Here is a 16,214-nt window from a genome sequence, read left to right as displayed (position 1 = left end):
GGAAGGCAAGCGCGGCATTCCGGGCTGGAATTAGAATCGGCGGCATGACCTCTCGCCCCCTTTTTCCCGGGCCCGAAGCTCGCACTGGTTCGCGACACGAATCGGCCAATTATCGCACGCAGCTCGTGACCGATCTGCGCGACATCGGCCGCGTCGCGTGGGACGCCCTGCTGGCCCTGCAGCCCGAAGCCACGCCATTTCTGCGCTTCGACTTCCTGCAGGCACTGCACGAAAGCGGCAGCGCCTCACCGGAAACCGGCTGGTCGCCGCAATACCTGACGCTGTGGGAGCCCACCTCCGATGGCGATGTGCTGGCCGCGGCCATGCCGCTGTATGTGAAGGGCCACTCCTACGGCGAATACGTCTTCGACTGGGCGTGGGCCAACGCGTATGCGCAGCACGGGCTGGAGTACTACCCGAAATGGCTGTCGGCCGTGCCGTTCACGCCGGTGCAGGGTGCCCGTCTCCTGGCGCGCGATGCGGCTTCACGGGCGGCGCTGCTCGCCACGCTGCTCGCCATCGCGCGCCAGAGCGAGCTGTCGTCGCTGCACGTGCTCTTCCCGACCGCTGATGAGGCCGAGCAGATGCGCGCGGCCGGCATGTTGCTGCGCGAGGGCGTGCAGTTCCACTGGTGCAACGCCGGGTTTGCCAGCTTTGACGACTTCCTCGGCGCGTTGGAGCAGAAAAAGCGCAAGAACATCCGCGCGGAACGCCGGCGGGTGCGCGAGGCCGGCATCACGTTCCGCCATGTGCCGGGCGCCGCGGCCACCGAAGCCGACTGGCGCTTTTTCCACCGCTGCTATCGGGCGACCTATCGTGAGCATCACTCGTCGCCGTACCTGAACCTGGCGTTCTTCCAGCAGATCGGCCAGACGATGCCGGAGAACCTGCTGGTCGTGATTGCCTCGCGCGACGGCAACGACATCGCCAGCGCGCTGCTGGTGATCGACAGGCGGCCGGAGGCTTCGGTCATGTATGGAAGGTACTGGGGGGCGGTCGAACATCACCCCTGCCTGCACTTCGAGACCGCGTATTACCAGCCACTGGCGTATTGCATCGAACACGGCATCCGCACATTCGAGGGCGGCGCCCAGGGCGAGCACAAGATGGCGCGCGGGTTCGAGCCTGTGGCGACGCTGTCGGCGCATTGGCTGGCGCACCCGGCCTTTGCCGATGCGGTGAGCCGGTTCCTGGAGCGGGAAACGGCGGGCATGCAGGCGTATCGCGATGAACTGACGGACCGCTCGCCATTCAGGCGCGAGCCGTGAGGCCGTGCGGCGGAAGAACAGCAGAAGTGGAAAGACCGCGTCCGCGCGAACGGCGGACGCTGGAGGTCAATTCAGTGGGCCGCAGGCTGTTGCTGGGCGATCACACAATGCGCCCCGTCAGGAGCGGCCGCGGTGGTCGACGCAACAGCACGTTCGCCGGCATGTGCGCTGTCGGGCGGACCGACGAGCAGCGCCCACACCGTGAACGCGGCCATGGCAGCAGCGGAGAGGACGGGAACGACAACGGTCTTGTTCAACATCGCAATACCAGGGGTTGGAGTCAAACTTGACGGGGAGTCTAGAGGGCTCGTTTCCCGCGAGCAAATGAGCGTTACTTAAATCTCTGTATAGCGCCATTACGCGACTCGATTATGCATAAATCGACATAATCGTCGAGATTCGCATGGTTCATCCCCGATCGGCGCAGATGGCGGTCCGACGGGCCTCGACGGCGCTCCGGCTGCGCCATCGGTGCGTCGCTGCCATGAAAAAATCCCGGCCCTCCTTTCGGAGGCCGGGATTTGTCGGACAAGCCGTACGGCAAAAACCGGAAGTGGCTTACTTCTTATAGTTGGCCACGCCGTCGACGATTTCCTTATGGGCCTCTTCGATGCCGCCCCAGCCTTCGACCTTGACCCACTTGCCGGCTTCGAGCGCCTTGTAGTTCTCGAAGAAGTGCTTGATCTGGTCCAGCAGGTTCTGGCCGATGTCGGACAGGTCGGTCATGTGGGCGGTAGCGGGGCTCAGCTTGTTGACCGGCACGGCCACCAGCTTGGCGTCGACGCCCGATTCATCCGTCATCTTCAGCATGCCGAGCGCGCGGCAGCGGACAACGCAGCCGTGGATCAGCGGGAACGGCGTGACAACCAGCACGTCCACGGGGTCGCCATCGCCCGACAGGGTCTGCGGGATGAAGCCGTAGTTGGCCGGGTAGCGCATGCCGGTGCCGACGAAGCGGTCGACGTGCAGCATGCCCGTTTCCTTGTCGGCTTCATACTTGACCGGGTCGCTCTGCGCCGGAATCTCGATGATGACGTTGAAATCGTTGGGGATGTCCTTGCCCGGCGAGACGTTGTTGAAGCTCATGGAAATGCTCCGGAATGCGCGAAGTGCGTAGAAACGCGGCGCAGAGGGTTGAAAAGAAGCGTGAAAAACTGTCGGCGGGCATTATAGCCCCTGACTCCCGGCTGCCCGCCCCGCTGTGCCCGTGCGAGAATCGTGCGTTGCCGATCTTCTGCAGGAACCCCCCCATGCACGCCCAGCACTTCATCGCCAACCGCCTGATGTCGCCCGATTCGGGCATGCGCATCAAAGTGTTCGATCCGTCCGATGGCCAGTCCTTTGCCGAGATTGCACGCGGCAACGCCACCGACATCAACGTGGCCGTGCACGCCGCCCGGCGTGCCTTTGACGGCGTGTGGGGCCAGCTGAGCCCGGCCGAGCGCGGCCGCCTGCTCATGCGCGTGGCGCTGCGCCTGGCCGATCACGAAGAAGAACTCGCCCGCCTGGAAGCCCGCGACACCGGCAAGCCGATGCGCCAGGCCCGCGCCGACGCCCGTGCCGTCGCCCGTTACTTCGAGTTCTACGCCGGTGCGGCGGACAAGTTGCACGGCCAGACGATCCCCTATCCGGCTGATACCACGGTGCTGACGGTGCGCGAGCCGCATGGCGTGACGGCGCACATCATCCCGTGGAACTACCCGATGCAGATCTTCGGCCGCAGCGTGGGGGCCGCCTTGGCCGCGGGCAATGCGTGCGTGGTCAAGCCGGCCGAAGACGCGTGCCTGTCCATCCTGCGCGTGGCAGAGCTGGCCGCCGAGGCCGGGCTGCCCGATGGCGCGCTCAACATCGTGACCGGCTACGGCCATGAGGCCGGCGCGGCGCTGGCAGCGCATCCGGGCATCAACCACATGTCGTTCACCGGGTCGCCGGAAACCGGCAAGGCCATCGCGCGCGCGGCGGCCGAAAACCACGTGCCAGTGACGCTGGAACTCGGCGGCAAGTCTCCGCAGGTTCTCTTTGCGGATGCCGATCTGGAAGCGGCGATCCCGGCCGTGGTGAACGGTATCGTGCAGAACGCCGGGCAGACGTGCTCGGCCGGCAGCCGCGTGCTCATCGAGCGCAGCGTCTATGAAACAGTACTGGACCGCCTGGCGACGGTGTTCGAAGCCATCAAGGTCGGCCCGTCGTCGCTGGACCTTGACTGCGGCCCGCTCATCAACCCGAAGCAGCAGCAGCGCGTGTGGGATTTCGTCTCGGATGCGCAGCACGCCCACATCCCGGTGATGGCGCAGGGGCAGATCGTCCCGGAGGCGCCGGAAACCGGCTACTACCAGGCGCCGATGCTGCTGCGCGACGTGCCGCACACGCACCGCCTGGCGCAGGAAGAAGTGTTCGGCCCGCTGCTCGCCGCGATGCCGTTCGATACGGAAGCCGAGGCGCTGGCACTGGCCAACGGCACGCCGTACGGCCTGGTCGCCGGCGTGTGGACGCTGGACGGTGCCCGGCAGATGCGCCTGGCGCGCAAGCTGAAGGCGGGCCAGGTCTTCATCAACAACTACGGCGCGGGCGGCGGCGTGGAGCTGCCCTTCGGCGGCACGGGCCAATCCGGCCACGGCCGCGAGAAAGGCTTCGAGGCGCTGTACGGCTTCACAATGCTGAAGACCATCGCCATCCGCCACGGCTGACACACCTACAACGCAGACAACACGAGGAGACACCATGCGGCTTGCCGGCAAGATCGCCATCGTCACGGGCGCGGGTTCGGGTTTCGGCGAGGGCATCGCCAACACCTTTGCCCGCGAAGGCGCCCGCGTCATTGTCAATGACCTGAACGCCGAAGCCGGCGAGCGCGTCGCCAGCGCCATCCGCGTGGCCGGCGGCGACGCGCACTTCGTACAGGCCGACGTGTCCGATGGCGATTCCGTGGCCAAGCTGCTCGGCGCCACGCTGGCGCGCTATGGCGACCTGCACATCGTCGTGAACAACGCCGGCACCACACACAGGAACAAGCCGATCCTGGAGATCACCGAGGCCGAGTTCGACCGCGTGATGGCCGTCAACGTGAAGAGCGTCTACTGGACGGCGCACCACATGGTGCCGCACTTCCGTGCACGCGGCGGCGGCGTGTTCGTCAATGTGGCGTCCACCGCCGGCATCCGGCCGCGGCCCGGACTGGTCTGGTACAACGCGAGCAAAGGCGCCGTCATCACGGCCAGCAAGGCGATGGCCGCGGAGCTGGGGCCGGACAAGATCCGCGTGAACTGCGTGAACCCCGTGATGGGCGCGACCGGCCTCATCGAACAGTTCATGGGCATGCCCGACACGCCCGAGAACCGCGCCCGCTTTCTGGCGACGATCCCGATGGGGCGCCTGTCCACGCCGCAGGATGTGGCCAATGCGTGCCTGTACCTGGCCTCGGACGAAGCCGAGTTCATCACCGGCACGTGCCTCGAGGTAGATGGCGGGCGCTGCGTGTAAGCCCTGACCCGCAAACGCTTGGCGGCACGCGCCGACGAGCGCAGAATGCGGTGGCGGTTTTCCGGGCCGAGGTTGGTGACGAGGCATTCCTCGGCCTGAGGTCACAACAACACAAGGAGACCCGATGGCCACCACCACCCCACCCTCACCGGTTGGCGCAGGCACGCTGCCGCCGCAGTCCGCAAGCGCATTCGAAGAGGCCACTTACCGCAAGGTGAGCTGGCGCCTGGTTCCGTTCCTGCTGCTGTGCTACGTGGTGGCGTATCTGGACCGCGTGAACGTTGGCTTTGCCAAGCTGCAGATGCTCAACGACCTGAAGTTCAGCGAGACCGTCTACGGGCTCGGTGCGGGCATCTTCTTCATCGGCTACTTCCTGTTCGAGGTGCCGAGCAACGTGATCCTCCACCGCGTGGGAGCGCGCCTGTGGATCGCGCGGATCATGATCTCGTGGGGCATCATCTCGGCGGCCATGATGTTCGTGACCACGCCGGCCATGTTCTACGTGATGCGCTTCCTGCTGGGGCTGGCCGAAGCGGGCTTCTTCCCGGGCATCATCCTGTACCTCACTTACTGGTATCCGGCACACCGGCGCGGACGGACCACCACCTTCTTCATGACGGCAGTGGCACTGTCCGGCGTGATTGGCGGGCCGCTCTCTGGCTGGGCGATGAAGACGTTTGCCGGCGTCCAGGGCCTGGCCGGCTGGCAATGGATGTTCCTGATCGAAGGTCTTCCGTCGGTCATCGTGGGCATCATCGTGCTGTTCTATCTGGATGACCGCATCGCGCACGCCAAGTGGCTGACCGACGATGAGAAGGCCCTGCTCGCCCGCAACATCGCCGCGGAAGACGCCGAAAAGGAAGACCCGCCCATCGGCACCGTGCTGTCCAGCCCGCGCGTGTGGCTGATGAGCCTGATCTACTTCACTTTCGTGATGGGACTGTACGGCGTGAGCTTCTGGCTGCCGACGCTGATCAAGCAGACGGGCGTGGCCGATCCGTTCTCGGTGGGGCTGCTGACGGCCATTCCGTACGGCGCGGCGGTCGTCGCCATGATCCTGGTCGCCCGCAGCGCAGACCGCACACGCGAACGGCGCTGGCACATTGCCATTCCGGCCGTTGCGGGCGCGGTAGGGCTGGTGCTGTCGGCCGTGTGGCACACCAACACGACGCTTGCCATGGCCGCGCTCACGCTGGGCACCATGGGCATCCTGACCACGCTGCCGCTGTTCTGGAGCCTGCCAACCGCCTTCCTGGCCGGCACGGGCGCCGCGGCCGGTATTGCGCTGATCAATTCGCTGGGCAACCTGGCGGGCTTCCTGAGCCCCTACGCCGTCGGCTGGCTCAAGGACGCCACGCAGAGCACCGATTCGGGCATGTACATGCTGGCGGCCTCGATGGTGCTGGGCGCGGTCCTGACGCTCTCGGTGCCCGCGCGGACGGTCAACAAGTAACCCCGGGGCAGATCCGCGCCACCGCCTCACGATAGCGGTGGCGCGTCTTCCTTTCCATCGCATTACAGCGCCGCCGCCCCTGGCGGAAATCCCGTATTGCGAATCATTCTCGACTGGCCCAGACTGCGTTCTCCCTGAACCCTCAACGAGGAGACCGCATGCTGAAGATCACCGTCGCCGCCCTGGCCATTGCCTGCTCCACCAGCGCGCTGGCCAGCGCCAAGTGCGCCAAGCACCCGAAGAACGAATGGATGCCCGAGGCCGAAGCGCAGGCCAAGATCAAGGCCGAGGGCTACACCATCAAGAAGTTCAAGGTCGACGGCAACTGCTACGAAATCTACGGCACCAACAAGGACGGCAAGAAAGTCGAGATCTACTACGACACCAAGACCCTGGAAGTCGTGAAATCCGAGATCGAGAAATAAGGCCGTGACGCAGGAATCGCCCACGCCCGCGCCGGCGTGGGATGCCGTCGTCCGCGTCACGCATTGGAGCGTGGCGGCACTGGTGCTGTGGAATCTGTTTGAAGATTCGGGCGGCCCCTTGCACCGCAATCTCGGCTATGCCGCTGCCGCGCTGGTCGCGGCGCGGCTGGTGTGGGGTGTGGTAGGCAGCCGGAACGCACGGTTTGCCGCATGGTGGCCGCGCGTATCGACGTTGCGCGGCTATCTTGCCTCGCTGCGCACGCGCACCCCGATGAAGTTCGCCAGCCACAACCCGCTCGGCGCGCTGGGGATGCTGGCAATGTGGGGCCTCGTCGCCGTGCTCACCGCCACGGGCTGGCTATCGCGCCTCGATGCATTCTGGGGCGAGGACTGGCCCATCGTTCTGCATGCCTGGGCCGCGTACGCGCTTCTGGCGCTGGTGGTGCTGCACGTGAGCGCAGCCATCGTCATGAGCGTAGTACACAAGGACAACCTCATCCTCGCAATGCTCACCGGCAAGAAGCGGCGCCACGACTGACGCACGCTCCGCACGCCGTCCGCCTATTTGACGGCCAGCAAGGCACTCTGCCGGTAGTGGCGCTGGGCCTCTTCCAGCCGTTCGGTCTGCTCGTACATCTGCGCGAGCGCCAGATGCGCATGCGCGCACAGGTTGCCGGAATGGTCGGCATCGGCGTACTTCAAGGCCGCGTCCAGGTTCGACTGGGCCTTGCCCCAGAGCTGCTCCTTGAAGCACAGCATGCCGAGCGTGTAGAACAGGTCGGCGTCCACGGGATGTTGCGCCAGCCATTTCTCGGCCTGCTGGATGAGCGGCAATGCCTTCCCGGGCACCGCGCAGTCGGCATAGCGGCGGATCAGGCGGCCGTCCCAGTGCGTCTTCAACCCGTCTTCGACAATGCGCTTGGCATCCTCGGTGCGGCCCAACTGCGCAAAGTACAGCGCGGCCTGGGACGCAATGCGCGGCGAGCGGCGTTCTTCGGTGGTCAACTCGCGCCAGAAGCTGTTGAGGGCATCGGCGTCATGGCGGCGCTCGGCCAGCAGCGTTTCGCACGCCATCTGCTTGAGACGCGCCGCCAGCACCGAGTGAATCGCGTTGCGCTTTTCCAGTGCGCGCGTTAGGCGCAGCACCTCGCTCCAGTTCTTCAGGTGCTGGTGCGCGCGCAGTGCGATGCGTTGCGCGTGAATCTGGCGCGCACCCTGCGATTGCAGTTGCGCGATCTTCTCGAGCGCGCCTTCCGCATCGCGCGCATCGACGAGCAGCTCGGCCATCGATACGAGCTTGGCCTGCTCGCGATCCGGCGAGACGACCTCGGCCATCCAGGCGTCGCGGCGCTCGGTTTCCTGCATGCGGTGTGCGGCACGAGCCCCGATCAGGGCCGCTGTCTCGCGTTGTGGCTCCCAGGCCTGCGCTTCGCGCGCAAGGCGCTCGGCGCGCCCAAAGCGGCCGGCAAACAGGCTTTCCATCGCTTCACGCAGCGCGGCGGACGCCTTCAGGATCCGGTTGCGCTCGCGGTAGGCGGCCGCCCGCGCCGGCATGCCCGCGACGTGATGAAACACCCGCATCAGCAGATGCAGCACCACGAACGTCAGCAGCAACGCCGCCAAGACGAAGTTGAGCGACATTTCCACCCGGTACGGCGGGTAGAAGAGCACCACGTTGCTCAGGTTCAGTTCGGTAAAGAGCGCCAGTCCGACAGCGGCGGCAAACAGGAGCGCGACCCAGAATACCCAGCGCATACTCACTCCTTGCCCTGGCCGCGCACGGCCGCCAGGCTCTCAGCCAGCGTCGGCACCTGCAGCGTGCCGACCGCGGCACGCACTTGCGTCAACTGGTTCTGGACCGCCGTCACCTGCGCCGACTTCGTGTCGAAATAGTGCGAGAGCAGCGTATCGGCGCGCGCGAGATCGGCACGGAAGACGGCGTCGTTGCGGGAAAGCAGCGCGAGGCGCGCGTTCATGAGCCGCAGCTTGAGGTTCTCGCGCAGGAACCACTCCTGGTCGGACGAGAGCAGCAACGCCTCGGGCTGGTCGACGCGGCGCACCTGCACGATCTGGCCGAGTTCACCGCGCACGTCGTCCCAGAGCCGGTACCACCAGGTGCGCACGCCGGCAGACCAGCCGGCAGCGGCCTGCTCAGACGCGCCGGGAGCCGATGCCGCAGCCGCGTGCGCCTTCGCATGTCTGGTGGATTTTGCTGCCGGCTCGCGCGGCCTCTCCTGCGCGGCACGTTCTGCATCCAGCGGCTGGGCCGAAGCCAGAACAGGCAGCGTATCGATCGCGTTGATGGCGTCGTCCAACCGCAGCGCCGCGCCCGACAGGTCGAGCGACGGCATCGCCTTGAGCTTGGCGATATCCCGCGAAACCGCGCGGCGCACGGCGTTGAACGGCGGCTTATCGAGGGCAGCCAGACGCGCTTCGACGGCTTGCAGCGCAGTCAGCGCGCCCGCCGCATTGCCCGTCAACTGCAGTTGCTCCGCCGCGACCTCCAGTGAGCGTTGAATCTCGGCGCGCTGCCAGTCGTCGCGGTTACGCAGCAGGTCTTGATTGGCTTGCTCGAGGGCAGTCTGCCGGTCGCGCGTTTCGGTCGTGCGGGCATCGAGCGCGCCGAACTTTTGCTGCAGTTGCGCGACGGCATCCTGGTCGGCACGCGAAAGCACGCGCATCTCCTGCGCCAGCGCTTCGTTCTGCTGCGCGCGCTGGCGGATGTCGCGTGCCAAGCGTTCGTTGCGCACCTGCAGCGCAGCCACCGCCACCACCACGATCACCAGCACCACCCAGATCAGCCAGCCGCCACGGCGCGGCGCATGGTTGACGGTCATGCTGGGCGCGAACGGTGCGGGAGCGGGGCTGGGTTTGTCCGCCGCCGGCGTGGCGCCCGATGTCGGGGCGGGTGCCGGCGCAGGAGCGGACGAGGGAACGGGAGTGTGCGTCACGGTGGATGAGGAAGAAGGAATGTTCGATTCTGCAGCGGCCGGCACGGGCACCGGTACCGACACGGGCCCGGCCCAGGCCAGCACGCTGGCGAGCAGGCGATCATCGCCGGCCCCGGTAAGGGTGACGTCGCGGAAACCCAGTGATTTCGCCTGTTCGACGATGCGCGCATGCGAAGCGAAGCATGGCGCGCCATGCAGCGTATCGAGGTCCGGCGGCGACAGGTTGGCGCGGGCCAGCTCATCGAGATTGCGAACGGCTTCAGAGCTGGTGAGCGTCCACGCGTGGCGACGCGAGAGCACGGCGCGCAACGCCAGCCACGCGGCGGCATCAGGCGCGGGCACACTGCGCCGATACGCCTCCACCGTGCGAACCGATGCGCCGGCTTCGCGCAGCTGATCGGCCAGCCATTCGCGCCCGCCGTTGCCGCGCACGATCAGCACCTCGCGGCCCTGCAGGGACGGCACGTCGAGCCGCCCATACAGCGCCTCCGAATCCTGCCGGGCATCGTCGGCGTGCGTGTCGGGTTGGATCACGCGATGCGCGGGCGGCGCAACGCCATGGGCGGCCAGTGCCTGGGCGCTCGCTGGTCCGACAACGGCCACCGGCACTTCCTGAGGCCACCGGTAGCCCTCGGGCATGGCAGCAAACGCCTGCTGCACGGCATTTGGGCTGACAAATACAACGAGCGCATAGCGCGACGGGTCACCCAGCGCCGCGCGCAAGTCGTCCAGGTTCGGCGTCGGTGCGATGTCGAGCAGCGGGAACTGGTGCGTGCGCAAGCCGTGGCGCTCGAGCGCCGCCACCAGCATGGGCGCCTGCGCACGCGGGCGCGTGACCACCACGACAGGCGGATCGGCAGGAAGCTGGGCAGCGGGTGGCGCGCTGGAGGCGGGCGATGATGGCGACGAGTTCGGCGGCAATTGATCGTCCATGGCGAGCCGTTGGAATCAGGTGGCAGGCGGCGCGTCGGCGCCCAGCATGGCAAGGATGTCGCGCGCACCGCCGTCCAGCATCTGCCGGGCAACGCGCACGCCCAGCGCATCGGCTTCGGCCAGCGTGGCAGGTGCGGCTTCGCCGTCGGCGGCGAGCTTGCGGGTGCCGTCCTGCGAGGCAACGAAGGCGCGCAGGCGCAGCGTGCCGGCGTCCGACCACTGCGCAAACGCAGCCAGCGGCACCTGGCAAGAACCGCCCAGGATGCGCGAAACGGCGCGCTCGGCCGTGACCGCCAGCGCCGTCGGCAGATGGTGCAGAGGCGCCAGCCACGCTTGCACGTCGGCACGATCGGCGCGGATTTCGATGCCGAGTGCGCCCTGGCCTGCCGCGGGCAGCGATTCTTCCGGCGCGATGGTCGAGCGGATGCGATCGGCCAGACCGAGGCGCTTGAGCCCGGCCGCAGCCAGGATGATGGCCGCGTAATCGCCGCGATCCAGCTTGCCCAGGCGCGTGTCGAGGTTGCCCCGCAGCGGCCGGATTACCAAGTGCGGAAAGCGCGCGCGCAGCGAAGCCTCGCGGCGCAGGCTGGACGTGCCCACCACGGCGCCGGCCGGCAGCGATGCAAGGTCTGCGTAGTCGTTGGAGACAAAGGCGTCGCGCGGGTCTTCGCGCTCGAGGATGTTCGGCAGCGCAAAGCCCTGCGGCAGCTCCATCGGCACGTCCTTGAGCGAATGGACGGCCAGGTCGGCCCGCCCCTCGGCCAGCGCGACTTCCAGCTCCTTCACGAACAAGCCTTTGCCCCCCACCTTGGCGAGCGAGCGGTCGAGGATCTGGTCGCCGCGCGTGGTCATGCCGAGGATGGACACGTCGCACGCGGGATAGTATTTTTGCAATGCAGCACGCACGTGTTCGGCCTGCCAAAGTGCAAGCCGGCTTTCGCGCGAGGCGATGACCAGCTTGGTCGGCGCCTGGGCTGCAGGAGTCGTTGCAAGCTGGGATTCGACGGGGGTCGGACGGGTGTTGGAAGACATGCGGCAATGGTAGCACGCAGCATTTTCGCGACAGCCCGACTATCACGTTGAAATGATGCCGAAAACGGTGCGCATCCAGCACCCTACCCATCCCATTCAGGAGACAGTAATGACGCAGCCCGCCGCGCGCCGCGCTTCCTCGCGCGCGACCCCCGCCCGCAAGGCATCCGCCGCCCCCGCCAAGCCGGCCAAGGCCACCAGGGCGGCCAAAGCCGCGACACCGCCGGTGGCCAAGGCCAATGGCGTGGACCAGGCCAACGGCACATCACTCGGTGCGCCATCGTTCGGGCCAGTCGCACGGCGCTCGTCTGGCAGTGCGGCGGCCAAGGACCAGCCGCTCAAGGAAGACATCCGCTTCCTCGGCCGCCTGCTGGGCGATGTGCTGCGCGAACAGGAAGGCGCCGCCGCCTTCGAAACCGTCGAGACCATCCGCCAGACCGCCGTACGCTTTCGCCGCGATGGCGACCGCCAGGCCGAGCAGGAACTCGACCGCCTGCTCAAGACGCTCTCGCGCGAGCAGACGAACTCCGTGGTGCGCGCGTTCAGCTATTTCTCGCACCTGGCCAACATTGCCGAAGACCAGCACCACAACCGCCGCCGCCGCGTGCATGCGCTGGCCGGCTCGCCGCCGCAGCCGGGCAGCCTGATGCGGGCGCTGCTGTCGGTGGCCGATGAAGGGGTGTCTGGCGAGACGCTGCGCCGGTTCTTTGATGCCGCGCTGATCGTGCCGGTGCTCACTGCGCACCCGACCGAGGTGCAGCGCAAGAGCATTCTCGATGCGCAGCGCGAGATTGCGCGCCTGCTGGCCGAACGGGACACGCCGCTCACGACGCGCGAGCGCGAACGCAACACGACGCTGCTGCGCGCGCACGTGACCAAGCTGTGGCAGACGCGCATGCTGCGCACCACGCGCCTGATGGTGGCCGACGAGATCGAAAACGCGCTGTCGTACTACCAGACGACGTTCCTGCGCGAGATTCCCGCGCTGTACCGCGAGCTCGAAGAGGATCTGGCGACCGTCTTCCCGCGCCGCGGCGCCCGTGGCGCGCCGGCTCCGCTGCCCGCCTTCTTCCAGATGGGCTCGTGGATCGGCGGCGACCGCGACGGCAACCCGTTCGTCACGGCAGAAACGCTGCGCTACGCGGCCCGCAAGCAGGCGAGCGTGATCCTCGCGTGGTACCTGGAAGAGATCCACGCACTGGGCGCCGAGCTGTCGATGTCAACGTCGCAGGTCGATGTAAGCGCCGAACTGCTGGCGCTGGCAGAGCAATCGCCCGACCGCTCCGAGCATCGCGCGGACGAGCCCTACCGCCGCGCGCTGATCGGCGTCTACGCCCGGCTGGCTGCCACGTGCCGCGAGCTGACTGGCGAAGACGCAGGCCGCCATGCCGTGGGCCCGGCACCCGCCTATGCCAGCGCGGAGGAACTGCGCGCCGACATCCAGACCGTCATCGATTCGCTGGCCGCGCACCACGGCGAGGCGCTGGCAGATGCGCGCCTGAGCTCGCTGGCGCGCGCGATCGATGTGTTCGGCTTCCACCTGTCTTCGATCGACTTGCGGCAGGTGTCGGACGTGCACGAAGCGACCGTCGCCGAATTGCTCAAGGTCGCGGGCGTGGAAAGCGCGTACGCGGCGCTGTCCGAAGCCGAGAAGCGCACGCTGCTGCTGCGCGAGCTGCAACAGCCGCGCCTGCTGACGCTGCCGTTCCATACGTACAGCGAGCAGACCACGTCGGAGCTCGACATCTTCCGTGCCGCGCGCGAGGTGCGGGCCCGCTACGGCAACCGCATCGTGCGCAACTACATCATCTCGCACACCGAGACGCTGTCCGACCTGCTCGAAGTGATGCTGCTGCAGAAGGAAGCCGGCATGTTCCGCACGGGCGCCGAGGGTGCAGGCGCAGGGCTGGACGTGATGGTGATCCCGCTGTTCGAAACCATTGAAGACTTGCGCAACGCCCCGGAGATCATGGGCGAGCTGCTAGCCCTGCCCGGCTTCGATGCCGTGCTGGCCGCGCAGGGCAACGAGCAGGAGGTCATGCTCGGCTATTCCGACTCCAACAAGGACGGCGGTTTCCTCACCTCCAACTGGGAGCTGTACAAGGCCGAGCTGGCACTGGTGGAGCTGTTCGAGCGCAAGGGCGTGCGCCTGCGCCTGTTCCACGGCCGCGGCGGCACGGTGGGCCGAGGCGGCGGCCCGACCTACCAGGCCATCCTGTCGCAGCCGCCGGGCACCGTGAACGGTCAGATCCGCCTGACCGAACAGGGCGAAATCATCTCCAGCAAGTTCGCCAACCCCGAGATCGGCCGGCGCAACCTGGAGACCATCGTCGCCGCCACGCTGGAAGCGACGCTGCTGCCTACGCGCAACCGCCCCAAGGGCCTGGAAGAGTTCGAAGCCGCCATGCAGGCGCTGTCGGACAACGCCTTTGCCGCATACCGGAACCTCGTCTACGAAACGCCGGGCTTCAAGGACTACTTCTTCGCCACCACGCCCATCACCGAGATTGCCGACCTGAACCTCGGTTCGCGCCCGGCCTCGCGCAAGCTGATGGACAAGAAGCATCGTCGCATCGAAGACCTGCGCGCGATTCCGTGGGGCTTCTCGTGGGGCCAGTGCCGCCTGCTGCTGCCGGGCTGGTTCGGCTTTGGCAGCGCCGTGCAGCAGTGGCTGGACGCCGCCGGCAGCGCCCGGGCCCGCGCGGCACGCCTGGCCACGCTCAAGCGCATGTACAAGCAGTGGCCGTTCTTTGCGAACCTGCTGTCGAACATGGACATGGTGTTGTCCAAGGCGGACCTCAACGTGGCCTCGCGTTATGCGCAGCTGTGCGAGGACCGCAAGCTGCGCAACGCGGTGTTCTCGCGCATCTCGGCGGAGTTCACGTTGACCGAGCAGATGCTGGCCGCCATCACGGGGCAATCGGAGCGCCTGGCCGACAACCCGCTGCTCGCGCGCTCCATCAAAAACCGCTTCCCCTACCTGGACCCGCTGAACCACTTGCAGGTCGAACTGCTCAAGCGGTTCCGCTCGGGCAAGGCCGGCAGCGACGATGCACGCGTGCGCCGCGGCATCCACCTGTCGATCAACGGGATCGCGGCCGGGCTGCGCAATAGCGGCTGACGCTCAGGCCAGCGCGGTGGCGGCGGGGCGGCGGCTGATCCACGCCATCGCCATCGCGCCGGCGTAAGACAGCGTCATTAGCCCGAACACGGTGGGCGCGGCGCGCGCGACGTCGGGCACCACCGTCACGACGGCGCCCGCCGCCGCCACGCCCAGCAGGCTGCCGGTCTGCCGCGCCGCATTGAGCAGGCCCGACGCCGTGCCGGCGAGCTCGCCCGGTGCGGCGGACAGGATGGTCGACGTCATCGGTGCAATGGCGAGCGCGGTGCCGCCGCCGTACGCCACCATCGTCGCGCTGGCGAGCCACAGTGGCGCGTGCCCGCTCAGCGCGGCCGATGTCGCCATCAGGCCCAACGCGGCGATCAGCAGGCCGCTGAGCATCATGCTGTACGCAGAGAACCGCCCCATCAGCTTGCCCGCAGAGATGTTGCCCGCAGACAGGCTGATCGCCATCGGCAGCATGACGAGACCGGTCTGGCGCGCGCTCAGGTGCTCCGCGTTCTGCAAATGCAGGCTCAACACGAACAGCGCGCCGAAATAGCCGAAGTTCAGCAGGAAGCCCATGCCGTTGACGGCACCCAGCGTGCGGTGCGCAAACCACGCCAGCGGCACCAGCGGGGCAGGCGCGCGGCGTTCGGCCATGACGAACAGCGCGCCGGCCGCCAGCGTCAACAGCGCAGCGCCCCACACCCACGGCGACTGCCCGCCGCGCACCGGCCACTCGATGGCCGCGAAGCACAGCGCCGCGAGCATCACCGCGCTGGTGACCTGCCCTGCCCAATCGAAGGGCCGGGCACGCACCGGCTGGACCTCGCGCACGATCACCCACGTGCCGAGCATGCCCGCCACGCCCAGCGGCACGTTGATGAGGAACGCGCTGCGCCAGCCGTACGTATCGACAAGAATGCCGCCGAGCGCCGGCCCCACCGCCGCCGCAGTCGCGACGATGGCGCCCCACAGGCCGATGGCCCAGGCGCGCTCGCGCGGGTCTTCAAAGGTGCTGCGGATCAGCGACAGCGAGCTCGGCAGGAACATCGCCGCGCCCACACCCTGCAGGATGCGCGCGGCGATCAGCGTGGCAACCGAAGGCGCCAGCCCGCAGCCGGCCGACGCCACGATGAACACGGCCATGCCGGCCATGAACACCGTGCGCGCGCCGATACGGTCGCTGAGCAGGCCCCCGGTGAGGATGAACGCGGCAAACGCCAGCGTGTAAGCGTCGACGATCCAGGCAAGTTCGGCGACGCTGCTGTGCAGGCTGTCGCGCATGGCGATGAGGGCCACGTTGACCACGGTCGTATCGAGCACGGCCATGAACACACCCGACGTAAGGATGCCCAGCGTGGCATTGCGGCGCCAGCGGCTGAGGTCGGGCCGCTGAGGAGCACACAATGCGTTGGCGTTGCAAGAAGACATGACGGAACCCTTCGGCAATCTTGGCAAGTTCATGCGCCGAAGTGTAGGCTTGGCAGGGCATGCAAAAAAGCAGTGTTTTTGCATCACTCCGCTGCAAATCTGCATCACCCAGACTACGAAGACCAGGAGCCGAAC

The 16,214-nt window shown here is 67.3% G+C and carries 13 protein-coding genes; 7 read left to right on the top strand and 6 right to left on the bottom strand.

Annotation, left to right across the window (positions count from 1 at the left end):
- Positions 1–44 precede the first annotated feature (44 nt).
- Positions 45–1,268 carry a GNAT family N-acetyltransferase gene (locus tag A6M56_RS10715; protein ID WP_102080026.1) on the top strand — a complete coding sequence of 408 codons (1,224 nt, stop codon included), beginning with the start codon at positions 45–47 and terminating at the stop codon, positions 1,266–1,268.
- A 71-nt stretch (positions 1,269–1,339) separates the two neighbouring features.
- Here A6M56_RS10715 and A6M56_RS10710 read toward each other — a convergent pair whose 3' ends face one another.
- Together A6M56_RS10710 and ppa are read right to left on the bottom strand one after the other, a co-directional pair.
- Positions 1,340–1,528, bottom strand: coding sequence for a hypothetical protein (locus A6M56_RS10710; RefSeq protein ID WP_082062881.1), 189 nt, complete (start codon positions 1,526–1,528; stop codon positions 1,340–1,342).
- A 298-nt stretch (positions 1,529–1,826) separates the two neighbouring features.
- Positions 1,827–2,354 (bottom strand): inorganic diphosphatase, encoded by a 528-nt coding sequence (gene ppa / locus A6M56_RS10705; RefSeq protein WP_045787422.1) that lies wholly within the window; start codon positions 2,352–2,354, stop codon positions 1,827–1,829.
- Positions 2,355–2,518: 164 nt separating this feature from the next.
- On the opposite strand from ppa, the gene A6M56_RS10700 reads away from it, so the two are divergent.
- The 5 genes from A6M56_RS10700 to A6M56_RS10680 all read left to right on the top strand — a co-directional run bounded on the left by A6M56_RS10700 (position 2,519) and on the right by A6M56_RS10680 (position 7,164).
- Entirely contained in the window at positions 2,519–3,955 is a 1,437-nt protein-coding gene (locus A6M56_RS10700; protein ID WP_045787423.1) for an aldehyde dehydrogenase family protein, read from the top strand.
- Positions 3,956–3,989: 34 nt separating this feature from the next.
- Entirely contained in the window at positions 3,990–4,748 is a 759-nt protein-coding gene (locus A6M56_RS10695) for an SDR family oxidoreductase (RefSeq protein WP_063391633.1), read from the top strand.
- A 124-nt stretch (positions 4,749–4,872) separates the two neighbouring features.
- Positions 4,873–6,201, top strand: coding sequence for an MFS transporter (locus A6M56_RS10690; RefSeq protein ID WP_102080027.1), 1,329 nt, complete (start codon positions 4,873–4,875; stop codon positions 6,199–6,201).
- A 158-nt stretch (positions 6,202–6,359) separates the two neighbouring features.
- Positions 6,360–6,626, top strand: a complete 267-nt coding sequence (locus A6M56_RS10685; protein ID WP_063391635.1) for a PepSY domain-containing protein — start codon at positions 6,360–6,362, stop codon at positions 6,624–6,626.
- A 4-nt stretch (positions 6,627–6,630) separates the two neighbouring features.
- Entirely contained in the window at positions 6,631–7,164 is a 534-nt protein-coding gene (locus A6M56_RS10680) for a cytochrome b/b6 domain-containing protein (RefSeq protein WP_102080028.1), read from the top strand.
- Positions 7,165–7,187: 23 nt separating this feature from the next.
- Here A6M56_RS10680 and A6M56_RS10675 read toward each other — a convergent pair whose 3' ends face one another.
- Genes A6M56_RS10675 through hemC form a run of 3 tightly spaced genes read right to left on the bottom strand, consistent with a single transcriptional unit; the run spans position 7,188 to position 11,542 of the window.
- A complete protein-coding gene (locus A6M56_RS10675; RefSeq protein WP_062738290.1) occupies positions 7,188–8,381 on the bottom strand; it encodes a heme biosynthesis protein HemY in 1,194 nt (397 codons plus the stop codon).
- A 2-nt stretch (positions 8,382–8,383) separates the two neighbouring features.
- Positions 8,384–10,510, bottom strand: a complete 2,127-nt coding sequence (hemDX, locus tag A6M56_RS10670) for a fused uroporphyrinogen-III synthase HemD/membrane protein HemX (protein ID WP_279196126.1) — start codon at positions 10,508–10,510, stop codon at positions 8,384–8,386.
- A 15-nt stretch (positions 10,511–10,525) separates the two neighbouring features.
- Positions 10,526–11,542 carry a hydroxymethylbilane synthase gene (gene hemC / locus A6M56_RS10665; protein WP_102080030.1) on the bottom strand — a complete coding sequence of 339 codons (1,017 nt, stop codon included), beginning with the start codon at positions 11,540–11,542 and terminating at the stop codon, positions 10,526–10,528.
- Between the two features lie 109 nt (positions 11,543–11,651).
- On the opposite strand from hemC, the gene ppc reads away from it, so the two are divergent.
- Positions 11,652–14,663: a phosphoenolpyruvate carboxylase gene (ppc, locus tag A6M56_RS10660; protein WP_062738288.1), complete on the top strand. Its 3,012-nt coding sequence runs from the start codon at positions 11,652–11,654 to the stop codon at positions 14,661–14,663.
- Positions 14,664–14,666: 3 nt separating this feature from the next.
- Here ppc and A6M56_RS10655 read toward each other — a convergent pair whose 3' ends face one another.
- Positions 14,667–16,079 (bottom strand): MFS transporter, encoded by a 1,413-nt coding sequence (locus tag A6M56_RS10655; RefSeq protein ID WP_045787432.1) that lies wholly within the window; start codon positions 16,077–16,079, stop codon positions 14,667–14,669.
- Positions 16,080–16,214 lie beyond the last annotated feature (135 nt).

This window comes from Ralstonia sp. RL (assembly GCF_001683835.1).
In the GTDB taxonomy this organism is placed as follows: domain Bacteria; phylum Pseudomonadota; class Gammaproteobacteria; order Burkholderiales; family Burkholderiaceae; genus Ralstonia; species Ralstonia mannitolilytica.
The sequence above is the reverse complement of the archived record's forward strand: the minus strand, read 5'-3'. Positions and strand labels throughout refer to the sequence as shown.